General features: G+C 71.5%; 17 protein-coding genes. 10 read left to right on the top strand and 7 right to left on the bottom strand.

The window, feature by feature from the left end; translation table 11 throughout:
• Positions 1 to 62 precede the first annotated feature (62 nt).
• Positions 63 to 611 carry a DinB family protein gene (locus AQJ11_RS15925; RefSeq protein ID WP_058081399.1) on the top strand — a complete coding sequence of 183 codons (549 nt, stop codon included), beginning with the start codon at positions 63 to 65 and terminating at the stop codon, positions 609 to 611.
• Positions 612 to 635: 24 nt separating this feature from the next.
• Positions 636 to 1,277, top strand: coding sequence for a PadR family transcriptional regulator (locus tag AQJ11_RS15920; protein ID WP_059263516.1), 642 nt, complete (start codon positions 636 to 638; stop codon positions 1,275 to 1,277).
• A 34-nt stretch (positions 1,278 to 1,311) separates the two neighbouring features.
• Here the strand turns inward: AQJ11_RS15920 and gad are convergent, their stop codons facing one another.
• Both gad and AQJ11_RS15910 read right to left on the bottom strand, forming a co-directional pair.
• On the bottom strand, positions 1,312 to 2,718 hold the full coding sequence (gad, locus tag AQJ11_RS15915) for a glutamate decarboxylase (protein ID WP_014674102.1): 1,407 nt from the start codon (positions 2,716 to 2,718) through the stop codon (positions 1,312 to 1,314).
• A 73-nt stretch (positions 2,719 to 2,791) separates the two neighbouring features.
• On the bottom strand, positions 2,792 to 4,078 hold the full coding sequence (locus AQJ11_RS15910; RefSeq protein ID WP_058081402.1) for an ion channel protein: 1,287 nt from the start codon (positions 4,076 to 4,078) through the stop codon (positions 2,792 to 2,794).
• A gap of 143 nt (positions 4,079 to 4,221) precedes the next feature.
• On the opposite strand from AQJ11_RS15910, the gene AQJ11_RS15905 reads away from it, so the two are divergent.
• Both AQJ11_RS15905 and AQJ11_RS15900 read left to right on the top strand, forming a co-directional pair.
• A complete protein-coding gene (locus tag AQJ11_RS15905) occupies positions 4,222 to 4,986 on the top strand; it encodes a MerR family transcriptional regulator (protein ID WP_059263515.1) in 765 nt (254 codons plus the stop codon).
• A gap of 148 nt (positions 4,987 to 5,134) precedes the next feature.
• Positions 5,135 to 6,154: a DedA family protein gene (locus AQJ11_RS15900; RefSeq protein ID WP_059263514.1), complete on the top strand. Its 1,020-nt coding sequence runs from the start codon at positions 5,135 to 5,137 to the stop codon at positions 6,152 to 6,154.
• A 25-nt stretch (positions 6,155 to 6,179) separates the two neighbouring features.
• On the opposite strand, the gene AQJ11_RS15895 is transcribed toward AQJ11_RS15900, so the two are convergent.
• Together AQJ11_RS15895 and AQJ11_RS15890 are read right to left on the bottom strand one after the other, a co-directional pair.
• Positions 6,180 to 7,832, bottom strand: coding sequence for a threonine/serine exporter family protein (locus AQJ11_RS15895; protein ID WP_014674107.1), 1,653 nt, complete (start codon positions 7,830 to 7,832; stop codon positions 6,180 to 6,182).
• 133 nt (positions 7,833 to 7,965) lie between these two features.
• Positions 7,966 to 8,457: an inorganic diphosphatase gene (locus tag AQJ11_RS15890; protein ID WP_014674108.1), complete on the bottom strand. Its 492-nt coding sequence runs from the start codon at positions 8,455 to 8,457 to the stop codon at positions 7,966 to 7,968.
• Positions 8,458 to 8,581: 124 nt separating this feature from the next.
• Here AQJ11_RS15890 and dacB point away from each other — a divergent pair, with 124 nt between their 5' ends.
• From dacB to folE, 6 genes are all read left to right on the top strand, one after another.
• Positions 8,582 to 10,126 carry a D-alanyl-D-alanine carboxypeptidase/D-alanyl-D-alanine endopeptidase gene (dacB, locus tag AQJ11_RS15885; protein WP_059263513.1) on the top strand — a complete coding sequence of 515 codons (1,545 nt, stop codon included), beginning with the start codon at positions 8,582 to 8,584 and terminating at the stop codon, positions 10,124 to 10,126.
• A 212-nt stretch (positions 10,127 to 10,338) separates the two neighbouring features.
• Positions 10,339 to 11,439: a zinc-dependent metalloprotease gene (locus AQJ11_RS15880; RefSeq protein WP_014674110.1), complete on the top strand. Its 1,101-nt coding sequence runs from the start codon at positions 10,339 to 10,341 to the stop codon at positions 11,437 to 11,439.
• 191 nt (positions 11,440 to 11,630) lie between these two features.
• Positions 11,631 to 12,677, top strand: a complete 1,047-nt coding sequence (gene tilS, locus AQJ11_RS50365; protein WP_059263512.1) for a tRNA lysidine(34) synthetase TilS — start codon at positions 11,631 to 11,633, stop codon at positions 12,675 to 12,677.
• A 111-nt stretch (positions 12,678 to 12,788) separates the two neighbouring features.
• A complete protein-coding gene (gene hpt / locus AQJ11_RS50360; protein WP_030342680.1) occupies positions 12,789 to 13,349 on the top strand; it encodes a hypoxanthine phosphoribosyltransferase in 561 nt (186 codons plus the stop codon).
• Between the two features lie 195 nt (positions 13,350 to 13,544).
• A complete protein-coding gene (gene ftsH, locus AQJ11_RS15865; protein ID WP_059263511.1) occupies positions 13,545 to 15,584 on the top strand; it encodes an ATP-dependent zinc metalloprotease FtsH in 2,040 nt (679 codons plus the stop codon).
• A 132-nt stretch (positions 15,585 to 15,716) separates the two neighbouring features.
• Entirely contained in the window at positions 15,717 to 16,322 is a 606-nt protein-coding gene (gene folE / locus AQJ11_RS15860; protein ID WP_014674114.1) for a GTP cyclohydrolase I FolE, read from the top strand.
• A 37-nt stretch (positions 16,323 to 16,359) separates the two neighbouring features.
• Here the strand turns inward: folE and AQJ11_RS15855 are convergent, their stop codons facing one another.
• From AQJ11_RS15855 to folB, 3 genes are all read right to left on the bottom strand, one after another.
• Positions 16,360 to 16,848: a DUF3180 domain-containing protein gene (locus AQJ11_RS15855; protein WP_059263510.1), complete on the bottom strand. Its 489-nt coding sequence runs from the start codon at positions 16,846 to 16,848 to the stop codon at positions 16,360 to 16,362.
• A 73-nt stretch (positions 16,849 to 16,921) separates the two neighbouring features.
• Entirely contained in the window at positions 16,922 to 17,533 is a 612-nt protein-coding gene (folK, locus tag AQJ11_RS15850) for a 2-amino-4-hydroxy-6-hydroxymethyldihydropteridine diphosphokinase (RefSeq protein WP_059263509.1), read from the bottom strand.
• Entirely contained in the window at positions 17,530 to 17,889 is a 360-nt protein-coding gene (gene folB / locus AQJ11_RS15845) for a dihydroneopterin aldolase (RefSeq protein WP_014674117.1), read from the bottom strand. Before folB ends, folK begins: the two co-directional genes overlap by 4 nt.
• Between the last annotated feature and the right edge of the window lie 185 nt (positions 17,890 to 18,074).

Here is an 18,074-nt window from a genome sequence, read left to right as displayed (position 1 = left end):
AGCGTCTTCGGTGTCGGGGAGAACGGCCCCCGGCGCACCGGTCCGACGAAAGGCGGTACGCCATGGTCACGCACGTTGCGGCGGAGGCGAACGGCGACGAGCGCGGGGCACTGCTCGCGTTCATCGAGGAACAGCGCGGAGGCATCCGCCGGGCACTGCTCGGGCTCACCGAGGAGCAGGCCCGTACCCGCCCCAGCGCCAGCGAGCTCTCCCTGGGCGGTCTGCTCAAGCACGTCGCCGAGGTGGAGCAGAGCTGGATCGCCCGGGCGAAGCAGGAGCCGCCGGCGGTACGGCGCGACGAGTCGAACTGGCACGAGACCTTCCAGCTCGTCGGCGACGAGACGGTCGCCTCGCAGCTGGCGTACTGGGAGCAGGTGGCCGCCGGGACGGAGAAGTTCATCCGCTCCGCGCCCAGCCTGGACGACACCTTCCCGCTGCCGCCCGACCCCTGGTTCCCGCCGGAGGGCCGTGTGTCGCTGCGCTGGCTGTGCCTGCACCTGATCCGCGAGACGGCCCGGCACGCCGGCCACGCCGACATCATCCGCGAGTCCCTGGACGGGAAGACCGCGTTCGAGCTGGTGGCGCTGGAGCGGGGCGGCTCCTGGGGGTGATCCCGGGGTCCTAACCTGGACCCCATGTCAGCGATCCGTCTCCTCGTGCTGGGCGCGGTCCGCCAGCACGGGCGGGCCCACGGCTACCAGGTCCGCAACGACCTGGAGTACTGGGGCGCGCACGAGTGGTCCAACGCCAAGCCGGGGTCGATCTACCACGCCCTGAAGCAGATGGCCAAGCAAGGACTGCTGCACGCGCACGAGATCGCGCCGTCCACGGCCGGCGGGCCGCCGCGGGTGGAGTACGAGATCACGGACCGCGGCGAGGGCGAGTTCTTCCGGCTGCTGCGCGAGTCCCTGGTCGCCTACGACCAGAAGATGGACCTCCAGTCCGCGGCCATCGGCTTCCTGGTCGAACTGCCCCGCGCCGAGGCCCTGGAGCTGCTGCGGGAGCGCATCCGCCGGATCGGGCGGTGGCGGACCGCCGTCACCGAGCACTACGTCCCCGAGGTCGGCCCGGAGCGGCTCGGCCACATCGGGGAGATCATGAACCTCTGGGTCCACACGGCCGACTCCGACGCGGCCTGGACCCAGGGGCTCATCGACCGCCTGGAGGCGGGCGCGTACACCTTCGCGGGGGAGGGCGAGCCGTTCGTGGGCGTGCTCACCGAGGGGCAGGAGAACCCGTACGCGACAGGGGAGCGGCATCCGGAGGACGACCGCTGAGGCCCGGCGGCGCCCCCTGCCCCGCGGAGAGGCCCTAGTGGTGGAAGCCGGTGGCCGCCTCCTTGTCGCGGGTCAGGGGGTGCGGCTGGCGGCGCAGCTCCGGCAGCAGGCGGGCCAGGTCGTCCAGGAACAGGTCGGCCAGGTCGTGCGAGAAGCCGTTGCGGCACACGATCCGCAGCACGGACAGGTCCTCACGGTTCGCCGGGAAGGTGTAGGCGGGCACGAGCCAGCCGCCCTCGCGCAGCCGCCGGGAGACGTCGAAGACGTCGTACGAGGTGACGTGGTCGGCGGTGGTCAGCGCGAACACGGGGAGCTGGTCCCCGCGCGTGAGCAGCCGGAAGTCGCCGAGCGCCTCGATCCGGGAGGCGAGCGAGGTCGCCACGTCCCGCGTCGACTGCTGCACCGCCCGGTAACCCTCCCGGCCCAGCCGCAGGAACGTGTAGTACTGCGCCACCACCTGGGCACCGGGCCGGGAGAAGTTCAGCGCGAAGGTCGGCATGTCGCCGCCCAGGTAGTTCACCCGGAAGACCAGCTCCTCGGGCAGCGCCTCCTTGTCCCGCCACAGCGCCCAGCCGACGCCGGGGTACACCAGCCCGTACTTGTGCCCGGAGGTGTTGATCGACGCCACGCGCGGCAGGCGGAAGTCCCACACCAGGTCCTCGTCCAGGAAGGGCGCCACCATCCCGCCGGACGCGCCGTCCACGTGCACCGGGATGTCGAGCCCGGTCCGCTCCTGGAGGGCGTCCAGGGCCGCGCACAGGTCGGCGACCGGCTCGTAGGAGCCGTCGAAGGTCGAGCCGAGGATGCCGACGACCCCGATGGTGTTCTCGTCGCACAGCTCGGCGGCGGCCTGCGGGTCCAGATGGAAGCGGTCGCCCTCCATCGGGACCGTCCGGGCCTCCACCTCCCAGAAGGTGCAGAACTTCTCCCAGCACACCTGGACGTTGACGCCCATGACCAGATTGGGCCGCGCGCCCGGATAGCGGTCGGCGTTCCGCTTCGCCCAGCGCCGCTTCAGCGCCATCCCGGCGAGCATGCAGGCCTCGCTCGACCCGGTCGTCGAACAGCCGACGGCCGCCGACGGGTCCGGCGCGTTCCACAGGTCCGCGAGCATCGCCACGCAGCGCCGCTCCAGCTCGGCCGTGCGCGGGTACTCGTCCTTGTCGATCATGTTCTTGTCCCGGCACTCGTCCATCAGCACCCCGGCCTGCGGTTCCATCCAGGTGGTGACGAAGGTGGCCAGATTGAGCCGGGAGTTGCCGTCCAGCATCAGCTCGTCGTGCACCAGCTGGTACGCCGTGGACGGCGGCAGCGCGGCGTCCGGGAGCCGGTGCGTGGGCGGGGCCTCGGTCATGCCGCCGACGGGGTTGGCCTCCCCGAAGAACGGGTTGACCGACATCGTCCGCTCCTCGTGCTTGTCGGGACCTCTGTGCAGGGCCATCGGGTTGTGCCTCCAGTGAGACGGGGGTCGGAAACCGGGGTCGGGAGTGAGTGGGGGAGAGTCGGTGGGAGGGTCATCGGACCGGGGTGCCGTCCTCGCGCAACTGCATCTGCGGGCGGCCCGTCACCAACAGCCAGGCCGGCAGCGACGCGACGCACAGCAGGGTGAGGGTGCCGGGCGAGCCGACCAGGACGGCGGCGGTGAACAGGCTCATCCAGGCCTGCCGGGTGATCGCCAGGAGCATGCCCAGGACGCCCGTGGCCACGCCCAGCGAGAGATGCACGGCCGGCACGAGCGCGTGGGCGCACAGGCCCAGGGCGGTGCCGACGAAGACGGCGGGGAAGATCCGGCCGCCCCGGAAGCCGCAGGTGGCCGCGACGAGCAGCGCGGCCAGCTTCACCACCGCCATCGTGGCGAACTGTCCGGCCGACCAGCCCTCCGGGTCGTGGGCCAGCCGCCCGATCTCCGTCACGCCCTTGAACAGGGTGAGCTGGCCGCCCAGGGCCGCCAGCGCCCCCAGCACGACCCCGCCGGCCGGAAGCATGAGCATCGGGTGCCGCAGCCGCCGGAAGGCCGCGTGGACGTACGGGAAGGCGTGGACGGCGCACATGCCGAGCAGCGCGGCGACGGAGGCGATCACCAGGGCCGCCAGCAGGTCCCTCGCGTGCGGGTGGCCCATGGGCGGCAGGCCCAGGTCGAAGGTCGGACGGGCCACCAGGGCCGTCGTGATCGCCCCGCACGTGCCCGCGGTCAGCGGCGCGAACACGTTGTCCCACAGCCGGCCCGGCATCGGCCGTCCCGCCAGCGCCTCGGAGATCACCAGCGCCGCCGCCACCGGTGTGCCGAACAGCGCGCCGATCGTCGCCGCCTCCGCCAGCACCGGCCACAGGGCGCCCGGCGTCCGGGGCAGGAAGCGCGCGCCGAGCCAGGCCGCGAGGCCCGCGTTCACCGCAATGAGCGGGTTCTCCGGGCCGAGGCTCGGACCGCCGGCCAGCATGAGCACGGTGGCCAGCACCAGGCCCGGCAGGACGGCCGGCGGCAGCACCGGCGCGTCCAGCCCGACGGTGGCCGGGTCGGGACCGGCGTGCCCGGGAACCTTCCACACCACCAGCCCGACGGCGATCCCGGTCGCCACGAGCACGGCGAACATCCACAGCACGCTGAAGCGGCCCACACCGAGGGCGTCCGGCAGCGTCCCCCACAGCAGGTGCTGGAGTTCCTCCCCCGCCGTGCTCACCCCGACGAAGAGGAGACTCGCGGCCACGCCCACGAGGACGGCGGGCAGGATGAACGGCAGCAGAGCCCGTGCCGGGGCGGTCGGAGCGCTCGGGGGCGCCTGCTGCGTCGTCTCCTGGGCCACGGGCTCACCATAAGCGGGCGAAACGTGCGCAACATCCGGAACAACAGCATCGCGCACCACAGCGTCCGGAACGCGCTGTCGGCTTGCACCTCACGCGACGTGAGGCCGCAGCGTGGAGGCGTACCGACGACAAGGAGCGGAAAGTGAGCTACTCCGTGGGACAGGTCGCGGGGTTCGCCGGCGTCACGGTGCGCACCCTGCACCACTACGACGAGATCGGCCTGCTCGTGCCCAGCGAGCGGACGTACGCCGGCCACCGGCGCTACAGCGACACCGACCTCGACCGGCTCCAGCAGATCCGGTTCTACCGGGAGCTCGGCTTCCCGCTCGACGAGGTCGCGGCCCTGCTCGACGACCCGGACGCGGACCCGCGCACACACCTGCGCCGCCAGCACGACCTGCTGACCGCCCGGATCGAGAAGCTGCAGAAGATGGCCGCGGCCGTGGAGCACGCCTTGGAGGCACGCACGATGGGCATCGACCTGACGCCGGAGGAGCGGTTCGAGGTCTTCGGGGACAAGGACCCCGAGCAGTACGCCGAGGAGGCGGAGCGGCGCTGGGGCGGCACCGCGGCGTACGCCGAGTCGCAGCGCCGCGCCGCGACCTACACCAAGGAGGACTGGAAGCGCATCCAGGCCGAGGTCGACGACTGGGGCGAGCGCTACGCCGCCCTGGTCGCCGCCGGTGAGCAGCCGGCCGGCGAGGCGGCCATGGACCTGGCCGAGGAACACCGGCGGCACATCGGCCGGTACTACTTCGAGGTCCCGTACGAGATGCACCGGTGCTTCGCGGAGATGTACGTCTCCGACGAGCGCTTCAAGGCGTTCTACGACTCCATGCGCCCCGGCCTCGCCGAACACCTGCGCGACGCGATCCTCGCCAACGCGGACCGGCACACCGCCCCCTGACGTCCGGGCCCGGGCCGGTACCCGGCCCGGGCACCACCCGGCACGCGGTGGAACCCGGGGTGGTCCCCTTACGTTGATACTTTTGTACGGCGCCCCATCGACGTCTCAGTCGCCGTAGCCGCCTTCACCCCCCAGGGAGCCCGGACCCGTGATGACATTCGCCCTCGGCCCGAGCTGGCTGGATCCCAACTATCTGCTCGACACGTACAGCATCTGGGGTCTGCTGCTCATCGTCTTCGCCGAGTCCGGCCTGCTCATCGGCTTCTTCCTGCCGGGTGACTCGCTGCTGTTCACCTGCGGCCTGCTGATCACGTCCCACCAGCTCGACTTCCCGCTGTGGGGCGCGATCGCCCTGATCTGCCTCGCCGCGGTCCTCGGCGACCAGGCGGGCTACATGTTCGGCAGGAAGGTCGGCCCGTCCCTGTTCAACCGGCCGGACTCCCGCCTGTTCAAGCAGGAGAACGTCACCAAGGCGCACGAGTTCTTCGAGAAGTACGGCCCGAAGTCCCTGGTCCTGGCCCGCTTCGTGCCGATCGTGCGCACGTTCACGCCGATCATCGCGGGCGTCAGCGGCATGAAGTACCGCTCGTTCCTGACCTTCAACGTCATCGGCGGCGTCCTGTGGGGCGCGGGCGTCACCCTGCTCGGCTCCTGGCTCGGCAACATCGGCTTCGTCAAGAAGAACATCGAGGCGATCCTCATCCTGATCGTCCTCGTCTCGGTGATCCCGATCGCGATCGAGTACCTGCGGGCGCGCGGCAAGAGCAAGAAGGCCGGGCAGACCGCCCCGGAGCCCCCGCGGCAGCCCGCCTACCAGCAGCCCCAGCCCGTCCACCAGCAGCCGCAGTACCAGCACCCCCCGGTCATGGACGACGCCACGACCCGCCTGCGGCGCGTCGAGCCCGAGCAGCCATACCCCCCGCAGTACGAGCAGCCGTACCAGCAGCCCCGGCAGCAGGACTGGAACCAGGGCTACGACAACCAGGGCTACGGCCAGGGCCACCACGGCCAGGGCCAGGGCCACCAGGGCTACGACAACCAGGGGTACGACGACCAGGGGTACGACGCCGGCCAGTCCTACGGCCGGCAGCAGTACCCGCAGCAGCAGTACCCGCAGCAGCAGTACGACCCCAACCAGTACCCGCCGTACGACAACCGCGGCCACTGACCGGGGGCGCGGGGGACGGGGAGGCTCAGAACCCGCGCGTCCGCTTGGCGGCCCGGCGCTTGCCGGCGGAGCCGACCCGCAGGAACAGCCGGGAGATCTCCGACCCCAGGTTGACCCCGATGGCGATGGCCATCGCCAGCGACGCGGCCTTGGCCAGCGACACCAGTCCCTTGTCCACGTCGTTCTGCGCCATGGACAGCAGCCCGAAGTACGTCGCCGAACCGGGCAGCAGCGGCCCGATCGCCGCCGTCGTGTACGGCAGCGCAGAGGCGAACCGGTACCGGGACAGCAACTGCCCGAACAGCCCCACGAGCCCCGCCGCCACGGCCGTGGACGCCACCGGCGAGATGTCGCCCGCGTAGCGCATCGCGCCGTACACCGACCAGGCCACCCCGCCGTTGAGGGTCACCCAGAGCACGGTGGACCGTTCCTGCTGGAGCAGCACCGCGAAGGTCAGCGACAGCAGCATCGAGGCCGCGATCTGGATCAGCGGCCGATGGGAGATGCCCAACTGCGCGTCCGGATTGAGCTTGCCGCCGATCTTCACGCCGAAGTACAGGACGGTCAGCACCCCGGTGACGATGCCGACGAAGAAGTACATGACCTCCAGCAGCCGGGCCGAGGCGGTGATGTAGAAGCCCGTCAGCCCGTCCTGCACCCCCGCCACGAGCGCCCGCCCGGGCAGCAGCGCGAACAGCCCACCGGTGATCACCGCGGACGCCTTCACGTCCACGTGCGCCAGCGTCAGCGCCACCCCGATCGCCGCGGGCGGCATCGCGGCCACCGTGAACTGGTAGAACTCCGGCAGTCCGCGCCCCGCGCACAGCCACGCCAGCCGGTCGCCGAGCATCGCGCCGACGGCCGCCGCCAGGAACACGACCGGGTCACCGCCGACCAGCACGGAGGCCGCACCGGCCAGCAGCCCGCTCGCCAGGGTCAGCGCCCAGCCGGGGTAGGGGTGCCGGTTGCGGCGGATCTCCGCCAGCCGCCGGTAGGCCTCCTCCAGGGAGACGTGGGTCTCCGGGTCGGTCAGGTCGTCCACCAGCCGGAAGACGGCCGCCAGACGCGTGTAGTCGGTGCCCCGCCGCCGGACCGTCCGGGACGCCGTCACCGGGTCCTCCACCAGGGACGGCTGGTGCGAGATGGACAGCAGCGTGAAGGTGACGGTCGGTTCGCACCGGTCCAGGCCGTAGGACCGGCACACCGCGAACATCGCGGCCTCCACGTCCTCCGCGCCCTCACCGCCGGCCAGCAGCAGCTCCCCGATACGCAGGGTCAGGTCCAGCACGCGCGGGACGGCCGGGCCGCCCTCCTCCACGCGCTGCACCGGCTCCGGCGCCGGCCGCTCCGCCACCGGCATGCGCAGCATCGTGCGCATCCGGTCCTGCCAGGGCGCGTCCTTGATCAGGCTGACCAGCGGCACACCGGTGGCCGGGGTGAACGCGGCCGGCGCGGTCTGCGCGCTGTAGGTGCTCGGCGTGCCGAACGCCGAACCCTCCGGCTCGGCACTCGGCGGCTGCGGCGTCTCCAGCCCCTCCGGCACCGCGAACTCGGAGGTCGTCTCCGACTCGCCGCCCCTCGGGACGTCGAGACCCTCGGGAATGGCGAACTCGGACGTGATCTCCGGGTCGTACCGTGCCTCGTCCGACCGGGGCTTGCGGTCTTCCGCCTCCGTCACCTCGCACCGCTCCCTGTACCGCACTTGCCGTAAGCATCAGTATGCGCACACGTACCCGGACGGACCGTAAGTGTGCGGACATGCGAAACGGGCCGCACGCGCACGCGTGCGGCCCGTTCGCGCGAGCGGGTGCTCAGTGGCCGCCCTGCTCCTTGAAGCGCTTGTAGGACCGCTCGATCTCCGCCTCGGCGTCCGACCGGCCGACCCAGTTGGCGCCCTCGACCGACTTGCCGGGCTCCAGGTCCTTGTAGACCTCGAAGAAGTGCTGGATCTCCAGGCGGTCGAACTCCGACACGTGGTGGATGTCGCGCAGGTGCTCCACGCGCGGGTCGGTGGCCGGGACGCACAGCAGCTTGTCGTCGCCGCCGGCCTCGTCCGTCATGCGGAACATGCCGATCGCGCGGCAGCGGATGAGGCAGCCCGGGAAGGTCGGCTCGTCCAGGATGACCAGCGCGTCGAGCGGGTCGCCGTCCTCGCCGAGGGTGTTCTCGACGAAGCCGTAGTCGGTCGGGTAGGCGGTCGAGGTGAAGAGACGACGGTCCAGGCGGATCCGACCGGTCTCGTGGTCCACCTCGTACTTGTTCCGCGAACCCTTCGGGATCTCGATCGTGACGTCGAACTCCACCGGTGGCTCCTCCATGATCAGCACATAGTTCTGGTGGTTAAGTGTCCCTCACGCAGGTGTGTGATCGCGAAAGGGGCTGGTGATCGTGCCAGAGCTGAGGCCTTGGCGAGCCGCGAGACCGCGCGTGGCGCGGATCGTGACCGCCGTACGACCGGGTCTGGCGCGCGCCGTGACGGCCGCCCGGCCGCGGATCGCGCGGCTGACGGAAGCCGTCCGCGTCAGGCCTGTCCACCTCCCCCGTCCCCGGACCGTCAGGACCTGGCAGTACACCGCGGGCGCCGCCACCGCCGGCCTGGCGCTGGCCGCCGGCGTGGTGACCGTGGCCGGCCCCTGGGACGCCAACGGTCAGCGTACGGCCGAGCGGGACCGCGCCGCCGCACTGGAGCGGTCAGGTGGCGCAGATCACGGCCGCTCCGGCAGGGCCGCCGGGGCGCCCCGGCCCGCGCCGAGCGCCGCGCCCGTGCTGACGGGCCTCGGCGGCGCCACGGGCGCCGTCGGCACCAAGAAGGCCCCTCCGGACCCGAACGCGCTCTCGGACGTCCTGGACCCCCTCCTGAAGGCACCCGCGCTCGGCCGCAGTCACGCGGCGGCCGTCGTCGACGTCACGACCGGCGCAGGTCTCTACGGCGCCGACGCCGGCAAGGCCCTCACGCCCGCCTCCACCACCAAGATCGCCACCGCTGTCGCCGCGCTGTCCGCCCTCGGCCCCGACCACCGCCTCATCACCCGCACCGCCCTGGAACCCGACACCCGGGAACTCGTCCTGGTCGGCGGCGGCGACCCCACCCTCACCGCGCACACCGGGGCCCGCGACCGGGCCGGCCTGCGGGCCCTGGCGGCGGACACCGCGACAGCACTCCGCAAGCGCGGCATCCACAAGATCACCCTCTCGTACGACACCACCCTCTTCACCGGCCCCGCCCTGCACCCCATCGGCGTCAACGACAACCTCGCCCCGATCAGCGCCCTCACCGTCGACGAGGGCCGCACCGACGCCTCCACCGACGGCCCGGCGCCCCGCGTGGCCGATCCGGCGGCGGACGCGGCCACCCGGTTCGCGTCCTTCCTGAAGGACGCCGGCATCACCACCACGGCCCCCGGCCCCTCCAAGGCCAGCACGCGCGCGGAGACCCTCGCCCGCGTCTCCTCGCCGCCGCTGTCGGAGCTGGTCGAGCGGATGCTCACCAACAGCGACAACGACATCGCGGAGGCCCTCGCGCGGCACACCGCCCTGGCGAGCGGGCAGCCCGCCAGCTTCGACGGCGGCGCGAAGGCCATCGCCACCCAGCTGCGCAAGCTCGGCCTGCCGATGACCGGCGCCGCCTTCCACGACGGCAGCGGCCTGAACCGCGACGACCGGCTCACGGCCGACCTCCTCACCGCCCTGCTGGTCAAGGCGGGCGACCCCGGCCGCCCCGGCCTGCGCCCGGTCCTCACCGGCCTCCCCGTGGCCGGCTTCACCGGCACCCTGAGCAAGCGGTACACCGACGGCGCGGCCGGTCTCGTACGCGCCAAGACGGGCACGCTGACCGGGGTGAACACCCTCGCGGGCACGGTCGTCGACAAGACCGGCCACCTCCTGGCCTTCGCCTTCCTGGCCTCGGACACGACGAATCCCCTGGAGGCCCAGTCGGCCCTGGACACGGCGGCGACAGCCCTGACGCGCTGACCGCCGGGAGCCGCCCGCCGCCGCGGGCCCGACCGTGCGGCCCAGCCGACACAGGCGGGGCGGAAAGGGGGGCCGGCCCCGGCACGGCCGCCCGCGGCGGGTGACCGGAAAGCGCGGTCGGGCCTGTCGGCATCCCCACGGCCTGCCCGAAATGGGGCCGCTCACGTACGGTTGACAACATGACTGGCTTCGGTGGCACCGCATCTCCCGGGATGGTCGACTGGAACCTCGCGGTGGCGACCGCGACCCGCCTCGTACGTCCCGGCCCCGACGTCAGCCGCGACGAGGCCAGGGCCGTCGTCGCGGAGCTGCGCCGGCACGCGAAGGCCTCGGAGGGACACGTCCGGGGCTTCACCCGCATGGGCACCGAGGAGATCCACGACACCCCCGTCCTCGTCGTCGACCGCCCCGGCTGGGTCCGCGCCAACGTCGCCGGCTTCCGCGAGATCCTCCGCCCGCTCCTGGAGAAGATGCAGGAACGGCGCGGCAGCAACCCGGGCAGCGCGGTCCTCGGCGCCGTCGGCGGCAAGGTCACCGGCGTCGAACTCGGCATGCTCCTGTCGTTCCTGTCCTCCCGCGTCCTCGGTCAGTACGAGACCTTCGCCCCCGCCACCCGCGACCTCCCGGCCGGCGAGAACGGCGGCGGCCGGCTGCTGCTCGTCGCGCCCAACATCGTCCACGTCGAACGCGAACTCGACGTCGAGCCGCACGACTTCCGCCTGTGGGTGTGCCTGCACGAGGAGACCCACCGCACGCAGTTCACCGCCGTGCCCTGGCTGCGGGACCACCTGGAGGGCGAGATCCAGTCGTTCTTGGCCGAGACCGACGTCGACCCGATGACCTTCCTGGAGCGCATCCGGGACGCCGCCCAGTCCCTGGTCGGCGGCCGGCCCGAGGGCGAGGAGGAGGACGGCGGACGCTCCTTCGTGGAACTGGTGCAGACCCCCGCCCAGCGGGAGATCCTCGGCCGGCTCACCGCCGTGATGTCCCTGCTGGAGGGGCACGCCGACTACGTCATGGACGGCGTCGGCCCGAGCGTCGTACCGACCGTCGCGGAGATCCGCGAGAAGTTCCAGCAGCGCCGCGCCAAGGGCGCCTCCCGCCTGGACATGGCCCTGCGCAAGCTGCTCGGCCTGGATGCCAAGCTGAGGCAGTACCGGGACGGCGAACGGTTCGTACGCGCCGTGGTCGAACAGGTCGGCGTCGACGGTTTCAACCGCGTCTGGACCTCGCCCAACACCCTTCCCACCAAGGCGGAGATCGCCAAACCGGCGGACTGGGTCGCGCGGGTGCACCGCAAGGCGGAGTCGTGAACGGCATGGGGACGTCGTGAAAGGAATCCGGCCGACGGCAGGCGAACGCCCCTCCAATCACCCGTCCGAGGGACCGTGAGCCATGCGTAGGCGTGCGATGCTCGGGGAACGGCCCGCTTCTGTCACCATCTACACACTCTGAGTGACCGTCCCGGGTTCATCCCCCGAAAACTTCATGAAGGGAACCGGACATGGGTCCCCATCCTGCGGTCGCGGCGATACGCCTGGCGGTTCGCCGCGTCCTCCACGACATCCTCAACGACCACCAGGGCTTTCCCGCGCAGCCGGCCGGCGCGCGGGAGGACCGGACGGCCGAGCGGCCCCCCTCCCCGCTCGTCCTCGTCGCGTGCTCCGGCGGTGCCGACTCCATGGCCCTCGCCTCCGCCCTCGCCTTCGAGGCCCCCAAGCTCGGCGTCCGGGCCGGCGGGGTCACCGTCGACCACGGCCTCCAGCCCGGCTCCGACCTCCGCGCCGACGAGGTCGTCCTGCGGCTGCGCGGACTCGGACTCGATCCGGTCGAGTCCGTCGCCGTGACCGTCGGCCGCGCGGGCGGCCCCGAAGCCGCCGCCCGCGACGCCCGCTACGCCGCCCTGGACGCCGCCGCCGAACGCCACGGCGCCGCCGCGGTCCTGCTCGGCCACACCCGGGACGACCAGGCCGAAACCGTCCTGCTGGGCCTCGCCCGCGGCTCCGGCATCCGCTCCCTGTCCGGCATGGCCGCGGTCTCGGGGGCCGGCGGCCGTTACCGGCGGCCCTTCCTGCAACTCGACCGGCAGACCGCCCGCAAGGCCTGTATGGTCCAGTCGCTGCCCGTCTGGGACGACCCGCACAACGCCGACCCCGCCTACACCCGCTCCCGGCTCCGGCACGAGGGCCTGCCCGCCCTGGAGAAGGCCCTCGGCAAGGGCGTCGTGGAGGCGCTGGCCCGCACCGCCCAGCTCTCCCGCGACGACGCCGACGCCCTGGACGCCTGGGCGCGGCAGGCCGAGGCCTCCGTGCGGGACGCCGCCGGCCTGCTGGAGTGCGCCAAGCTGTACGCCCTCCCGCCCGCCGTGCGCCGCCGGATCCTGCGCCGCGCGGCCATCGAGGCCGGTGCCCCCGCCGGTGCGCTGTTCGCCCGCCACATCGAGGAAGTCGACCGCCTGATCACCGGCTGGCGCGGCCAGGGAGCCATCAATCTCCCGGGCAAAGTCGTCGCCCAGCGGCAGGGTGGCAGACTGGTGATTCGGCAAGGCTGAATCCCCACCCTCCCGGAGCGACCCTCCGGCGGGCCGGGCAGCCGGAGGCCGTGCGTGCGGCCGGAGCCGGTGGCCGCGCACGCGGCCGTAAGTGCGGGACGACCGAAAGTGATGCGGGTGGACGCGAAAGACATGGGTGCCGACCTCCAGCAGGTGCTCATCACCAAGGAAGAGATCGACGCGAAGCTGGCCGAGCTGGCCGCGAAGATCGACGCGGAGTACGCGGGCAAGGACCTGCTCATCGTCGGCGTCCTCAAGGGCGCGGTGATGGTCATGGCGGACCTCGCCCGGGCGCTGTCCACCCCCGTCACCATGGACTGGATGGCCGTGTCCTCCTACGGCGCGGGCACCCAGTCCTCCGGTGTCGTGCGGATCCTCAAGGACCTCGACACCGACATCAAGGGCAGGCACGTCCTGATCGTCGAGGACATCATCGACTCCGGCCTGACCCTGTCCTGGCTGATCAACAACCTCGGCTCCCGCGAGCCCGCCTCCCTGAAGGTGTGCACGCTGCTGCGCAAGCCGGACGCCGCCAAGGTCGCCATCGACGTGGAGTGGGTCGGCTTCGACATCCCGAACGAGTTCGTCGTGGGCTACGGCCTCGACTACGCCGAGAAGTACCGCAACCTGCCGTTCGTCGGTACGCTCGCGCCTCACGTCTACGGCGGCTGAGCCAGTCGGCCCAAGCCCAGTAGGACGATCGGGAACCCCAGCGGGTTCCACGCCGTTGAAGGGTGCAGAGACGGGTTTCCCAGCCGTCGAAACGGCTCCGTGCGGCTTCGGGCAACAATGCTGGGGTACCGTCAGAAGAACTGTCTTATCAAACTCACTATGGCAGGAGGGACGGGGCGGCACCGCTCCGTATGGATGGACGTGAAGCGATACTTCCGTGGGCCGGTCATGTGGATCGTGCTGGCCGTCCTTGCCGTGGTCGTGTTGATGCAGGTCGTCGGCTCGTCCGGCGGCTACAAGACGGTGGACACCGGCCAGGTCGTGGCGGCGATCAACGACAACAAGGTCGAGTCGGCCAAGCTCACCACCGGTGACGAGCAGAGCATCAAGGTCACGCTCAAGGACGGCTACAAGGTCGAGGGCAGCTCGAAGATCCAGGCGAGCTACATCGGCGACCAGGGCGTGACCATCGCCGGCACGCTGCAGACCAAGTACCAGGACAAGCAGATTCCGGACGGCTACACGGTCTCGCCGTCCAAGCAGAACCCGTTCGTCGGCGTCCTGCTCTCGCTGCTGCCCTTCGTCCTGATCGTGGTCGTCTTCCTGTTCCTGATGAATCAGATGCAGGGCGGCGGCTCCCGGGTCATGAACTTCGGCAAGTCCAAGGCGAAGCTCATCACCAAGGACACCCCGAAGACGACCTTCTCGGACGTCGCGGGCTGCGACGAGGCCGTCGAGGAGCTCCAGGAGATCAAGGAGTTCCTCCAGGAGCCGGCCAAGTTCCAGGCCGTCGGCGCCAAGATCCCCAAGGGCGTGCTGCTCTACGGCCGCCCGGGTACCGGCAAGACCCTGCTCGCGCGCGCCGTCGCCGGCGAGGCGGGCGTCCCCTTCTACTCGATCTCCGGTTCCGACTTCGTCGAGATGTTCGTCGGTGTCGGTGCCTCCCGGGTCCGTGACCTGTTCGAGCAGGCCAAGGCGAACGCCCCGGCGATCGTCTTCGTGGACGAGATCGACGCGGTCGGCCGTCACCGCGGCGCCGGTCTCGGCGGCGGTCACGACGAGCGCGAGCAGACGCTGAACCAGCTGCTCGTCGAGATGGACGGCTTCGACGTCAAGGGCGGTGTGATCCTGATCGCCGCCACGAACCGCCCGGACATCCTCGACCCGGCGCTGCTGCGCCCCGGCCGCTTCGACCGGCAGATCGCGGTCGACCCGCCGGACCTCCAGGGCCGCCTGGAGATCCTCAAGGTCCACCAGAAGGGCAAGCCGGTCGCGCCCGACGTCGACCTGTCCGCCGTGGCCCGCCGCACCCCGGGCATGACCGGTGCCGACCTCGCCAACGTGCTGAACGAGGCCGCACTGCTCACCGCCCGCGGCGACCAGAAGCTGATCGACAACAAGGCGCTGGACGAGGCGATCGACCGCGTGGTCGCGGGCCCGCAGAAGCGGACCCGGATCATGTCGGACAAGGAGAAGAAGATCACCGCGTACCACGAGGGCGGTCACGCCCTGGTCGCGGCGGCCTCGCCGAACTCCGACCCGGTCCACAAGATCACGATCCTGTCCCGTGGCCGTGCCCTCGGTTACACGATGGTCCTGCCGGACGAGGACAAGTACTCGACCACGCGCAACGAGATGCTCGACCAGCTCGCCTACATGCTGGGCGGCCGGGCGGCCGAGGAACTGGTCTTCCACGACCCGACCACGGGCGCCGCGAACGACATCGAGAAGGCCACCAACCTGGCCCGCGCGATGGTCACCCAGTACGGCATGACCGAGCGCCTCGGCGCGATCAAGTTCGGAGGCGACAACTCCGAGCCGTTCCTGGGCCGTGAGATGGCTCACCAGCGCGACTACTCGGAAGAGGTCGCCGCGCTGGTGGACGAAGAGGTCAAGAAGCTGATCGAGACCGCGCACAACGAGGCCTGGGAGATCCTGGTCGAGAACCGCGACGTGCTCGACAACCTCGTGCTCCAGCTGCTGGAGAAGGAGACCCTGGGCAAGGAGGAGATCGCCGAGATCTTCGCCCCGATCGTCAAGCGCCCGCCGCGGCCCGCCTGGACCGGCTCCTCCCGCCGGACCCCGTCCACCCGCCCGCCGGTGCTCTCCCCGAAGGAGCTGGCACTGACCAACGGTGCGAACGGCTCGACGGCGGCGATCAGCACGGCGAAGTCCACCGCCGCGGAGTCCGCCCCGGTGACGGAGCAGGCCCCGGAGGACCGCTCCGAGAGCTGACCGCGCAGCGGCCACAAGGGCTGGAATGAATGCCGCGTCCCCCAGGTTTTAGCCTGGGGGCGCGGCATTTCGCTTGTCCGCAGACGGAACGCGAGGCATACCCGCGTGCAAGGCACAGGAACGAGGAACCAGATGACCGACCCGGTGACGCTGGACGGCGAGGGCCCCATCGGCGAGTTCGACGAGAAGCGCGCCGAGAACGCCGTTCGCGAACTGCTGATCGCGGTCGGCGAGGACCCGGACCGCGAGGGCCTGCGGGAGACGCCGGCCAGGGTCGCGCGTGCCTACAGGGAGATCTTCGCCGGTCTGTGGCAGCAGCCCGAGGACGTCCTGACGACGACGTTCGACCTGGGGCACGACGAGATGGTCCTGGTGAAGGACATCGAGGTGTACTCGACCTGCGAGCATCATCTGGTGCCGTTCCGGGGTGTCGCTCACGTCGGCTACATCCCGTCCGAGACCGGCAAGATCACCGGCCTGTCCAAGCTGGCCCGCCTGGTCGACGTCTACGCCCGCCGGCCGCAGGTGCAGGAGCGCCTCACCACGCAGATCGCGGACTCCCTGATGAACATCCTGGAGCCGCGGGGCGTCATCGTGGTCGTCGAGTGCGAGCACATGTGCATGTCCATGCGGGGCATCCGCAAGCCGGGCGCGAAGACCATAACGTCCGCGGTCCGCGGTCAGCTGCGGGACGCGGCGACGCGGAACGAGGCGATGAGCCTCATCATGGCGCGCTGAGCGAGCCGCGACACGTGCCGGGGCGCGGGGCCGGGGGTCAGGCCACCGGCTCCGCGCCCTGGTGGTTCTGGTCGTCGTCCTCGGGGAGCTTGCAGACCCGCTCCAGGAAGATGGCGGCAGCTATCACCCCGATGCCGGTCAGGACCGAGAAGCCGGCGTAGATCGCCTGGTCACGGCGGGCCGGGATGTCCAGCAGCTCCAGCAGGAAGACGCCCGTGCCGCCGTACATGCCGGCGACGAGCGCGGCCACCAGCGCGCTGGCCTGGCCGAAGACGACCGCCCGGGCCGCCATCAGCGGGTCGACGCCCTTGGCGCCGGGCCGGCGCTCGCGCTGGGCCCTGAGACGGGCGCGCAGCGACAGCGCCGTCGAGAGCAGGACCACCGCGATCAGCGCGAGGACGACGGGGGCGGCCAGGGGGACGCTGGGGAGGGTCCCGATCGAGTTCCAGAGGCGGGCGCCCGCCCAGGACAGGACGCCTGCGACGACGAACACGCCCGCCAGCACCCTGATGCGCAGCTCTCTCACGGTGTCCCTTCAGTTCCCCCGGACCATTCCGGACGGTGGTCGTCTTGGTCTTGACCCGTCTCGACCTTAACGACTACTCGGGCAGCCGGAGTTCCAGGTCCGCGCGGGGCGCGACACCCTCACGGGTGACGGCGGACAGCAGGTCGGCCACCGTGCCGCGGCCGGGGAGCTGCGCCTGCGGGTCGACGTCGTGCCAGGGCACGAGCACGAAGGCGCGCTCGTGGGCGCGCGGGTGGGGCAGGGTGAGCCGCGGGTCGTCCGAGGTGACGCCGGCGTAGGCGACGATGTCGACGTCCAGCGTGCGCGCGCCCCAGCGCTCGTCCCGGACGCGGTGGAAGGCCTCCTCGACGGCGTGCGCCCGCTCCAGCAGGGACGACGGGGGCAGGGTCGTCTTGAGGACCACGACCGCGTTGAAGTACGACGGCTGGCTGCCCGGCTCCACGCCCCACGGCTCGGTCTCGTACACCGGGGAGACGGCCTTCACCCGGACGCCGGGGGTGTCCTCCAGGGCGTCGACGGCTCCCTGGAGGGTCTCCAGGCGGTTGCCGAGGTTGGAGCCGATGGAGATCACGGCCCACTTCGGGTTGCTCAGCGTCGTGTCGGCGGCGTCGACCTGCTCGACGACCGAGGCGGGCACCGGCTGGACGGTCGGGTCGCTGTGACCCTGGTGGAAAGGTCGGGTCATACTCGGCTCCGGGTGATGGTGACGGTCACGTCGTCGAAGGGGACGGTGATCGGGGCGTCCGGCTTGTGGACGCAGACCTCGACCTCCTCGACCCCTTCGTGCTTCAGGCAGGTCCGGGCGATCCGCTCGGCGAGGGTCTCGATGAGGTTCACCGGCTCGCCCTCGACCACGGCCACGACCTCCTCGGCCACGATGCCGTAGTGCACGGTCTTCGTCAGGTCGTCGTCGGCCGCGGCCGGCCGGGTGTCCAGGCCGAGGACCAGGTCCACGATGAAGGTCTGGCCCTCCTCGCGCTCCCTGGGGAACACACCGTGGTGCCCGCGGGCCTTGAGGCCGCGCAGCGCGACACGATCCACGCGAATCACTCCTGCAATCGTCGGGAACGACCGGCCCGTGCCGCGTGCGGGCGGCACACCGGCCTCAGACGAATCTACCTGCGGGCACTGACAAAGCCGGGCCGCGGGGGCGTGGGCACGGGCCGGTGTCCGCAGCGTTCACCGGCCGTTTCCCCCGGGGAACCCGGCCCTGTCATGGGCTGGTA

The sequence above is a fragment of the Streptomyces corchorusii genome (assembly GCF_001514055.1).
Lineage (GTDB): Bacteria > Actinomycetota > Actinomycetes > Streptomycetales > Streptomycetaceae > Streptomyces > Streptomyces olivaceoviridis.
Note: the sequence above shows the minus strand (reverse complement) of the source record. Positions and strands in the feature narration are given on the sequence as shown.

Excerpts from the sequence above, each read along its gene's own strand:
- AQJ11_RS15925 (WP_058081399.1), top strand. The coding sequence starts at position 63 with ATGGTCACGCACGTTGCGGCGGAGGCGAACGGCGACGAGCGCGGGGCA.
- AQJ11_RS15920 (WP_059263516.1), top strand. The coding sequence starts at position 636 with ATGTCAGCGATCCGTCTCCTCGTGCTGGGCGCGGTCCGCCAGCACGGG.
- gad (WP_014674102.1), bottom strand. The coding sequence starts at position 2,718 with ATGGCCCTGCACAGAGGTCCCGACAAGCACGAGGAGCGGACGATGTCG.
- AQJ11_RS15880 (WP_014674110.1), top strand. The coding sequence starts at position 10,339 with ATGGTCGACTGGAACCTCGCGGTGGCGACCGCGACCCGCCTCGTACGT.
- tilS (WP_059263512.1), top strand. The coding sequence starts at position 11,631 with ATGGGTCCCCATCCTGCGGTCGCGGCGATACGCCTGGCGGTTCGCCGC.
- hpt (WP_030342680.1), top strand. The coding sequence starts at position 12,789 with ATGCGGGTGGACGCGAAAGACATGGGTGCCGACCTCCAGCAGGTGCTC.
- ftsH (WP_059263511.1), top strand. The coding sequence starts at position 13,545 with ATGGACGTGAAGCGATACTTCCGTGGGCCGGTCATGTGGATCGTGCTG.
- folE (WP_014674114.1), top strand. The coding sequence starts at position 15,717 with ATGACCGACCCGGTGACGCTGGACGGCGAGGGCCCCATCGGCGAGTTC.
- folK (WP_059263509.1), bottom strand. The coding sequence starts at position 17,533 with ATGACCCGACCTTTCCACCAGGGTCACAGCGACCCGACCGTCCAGCCG.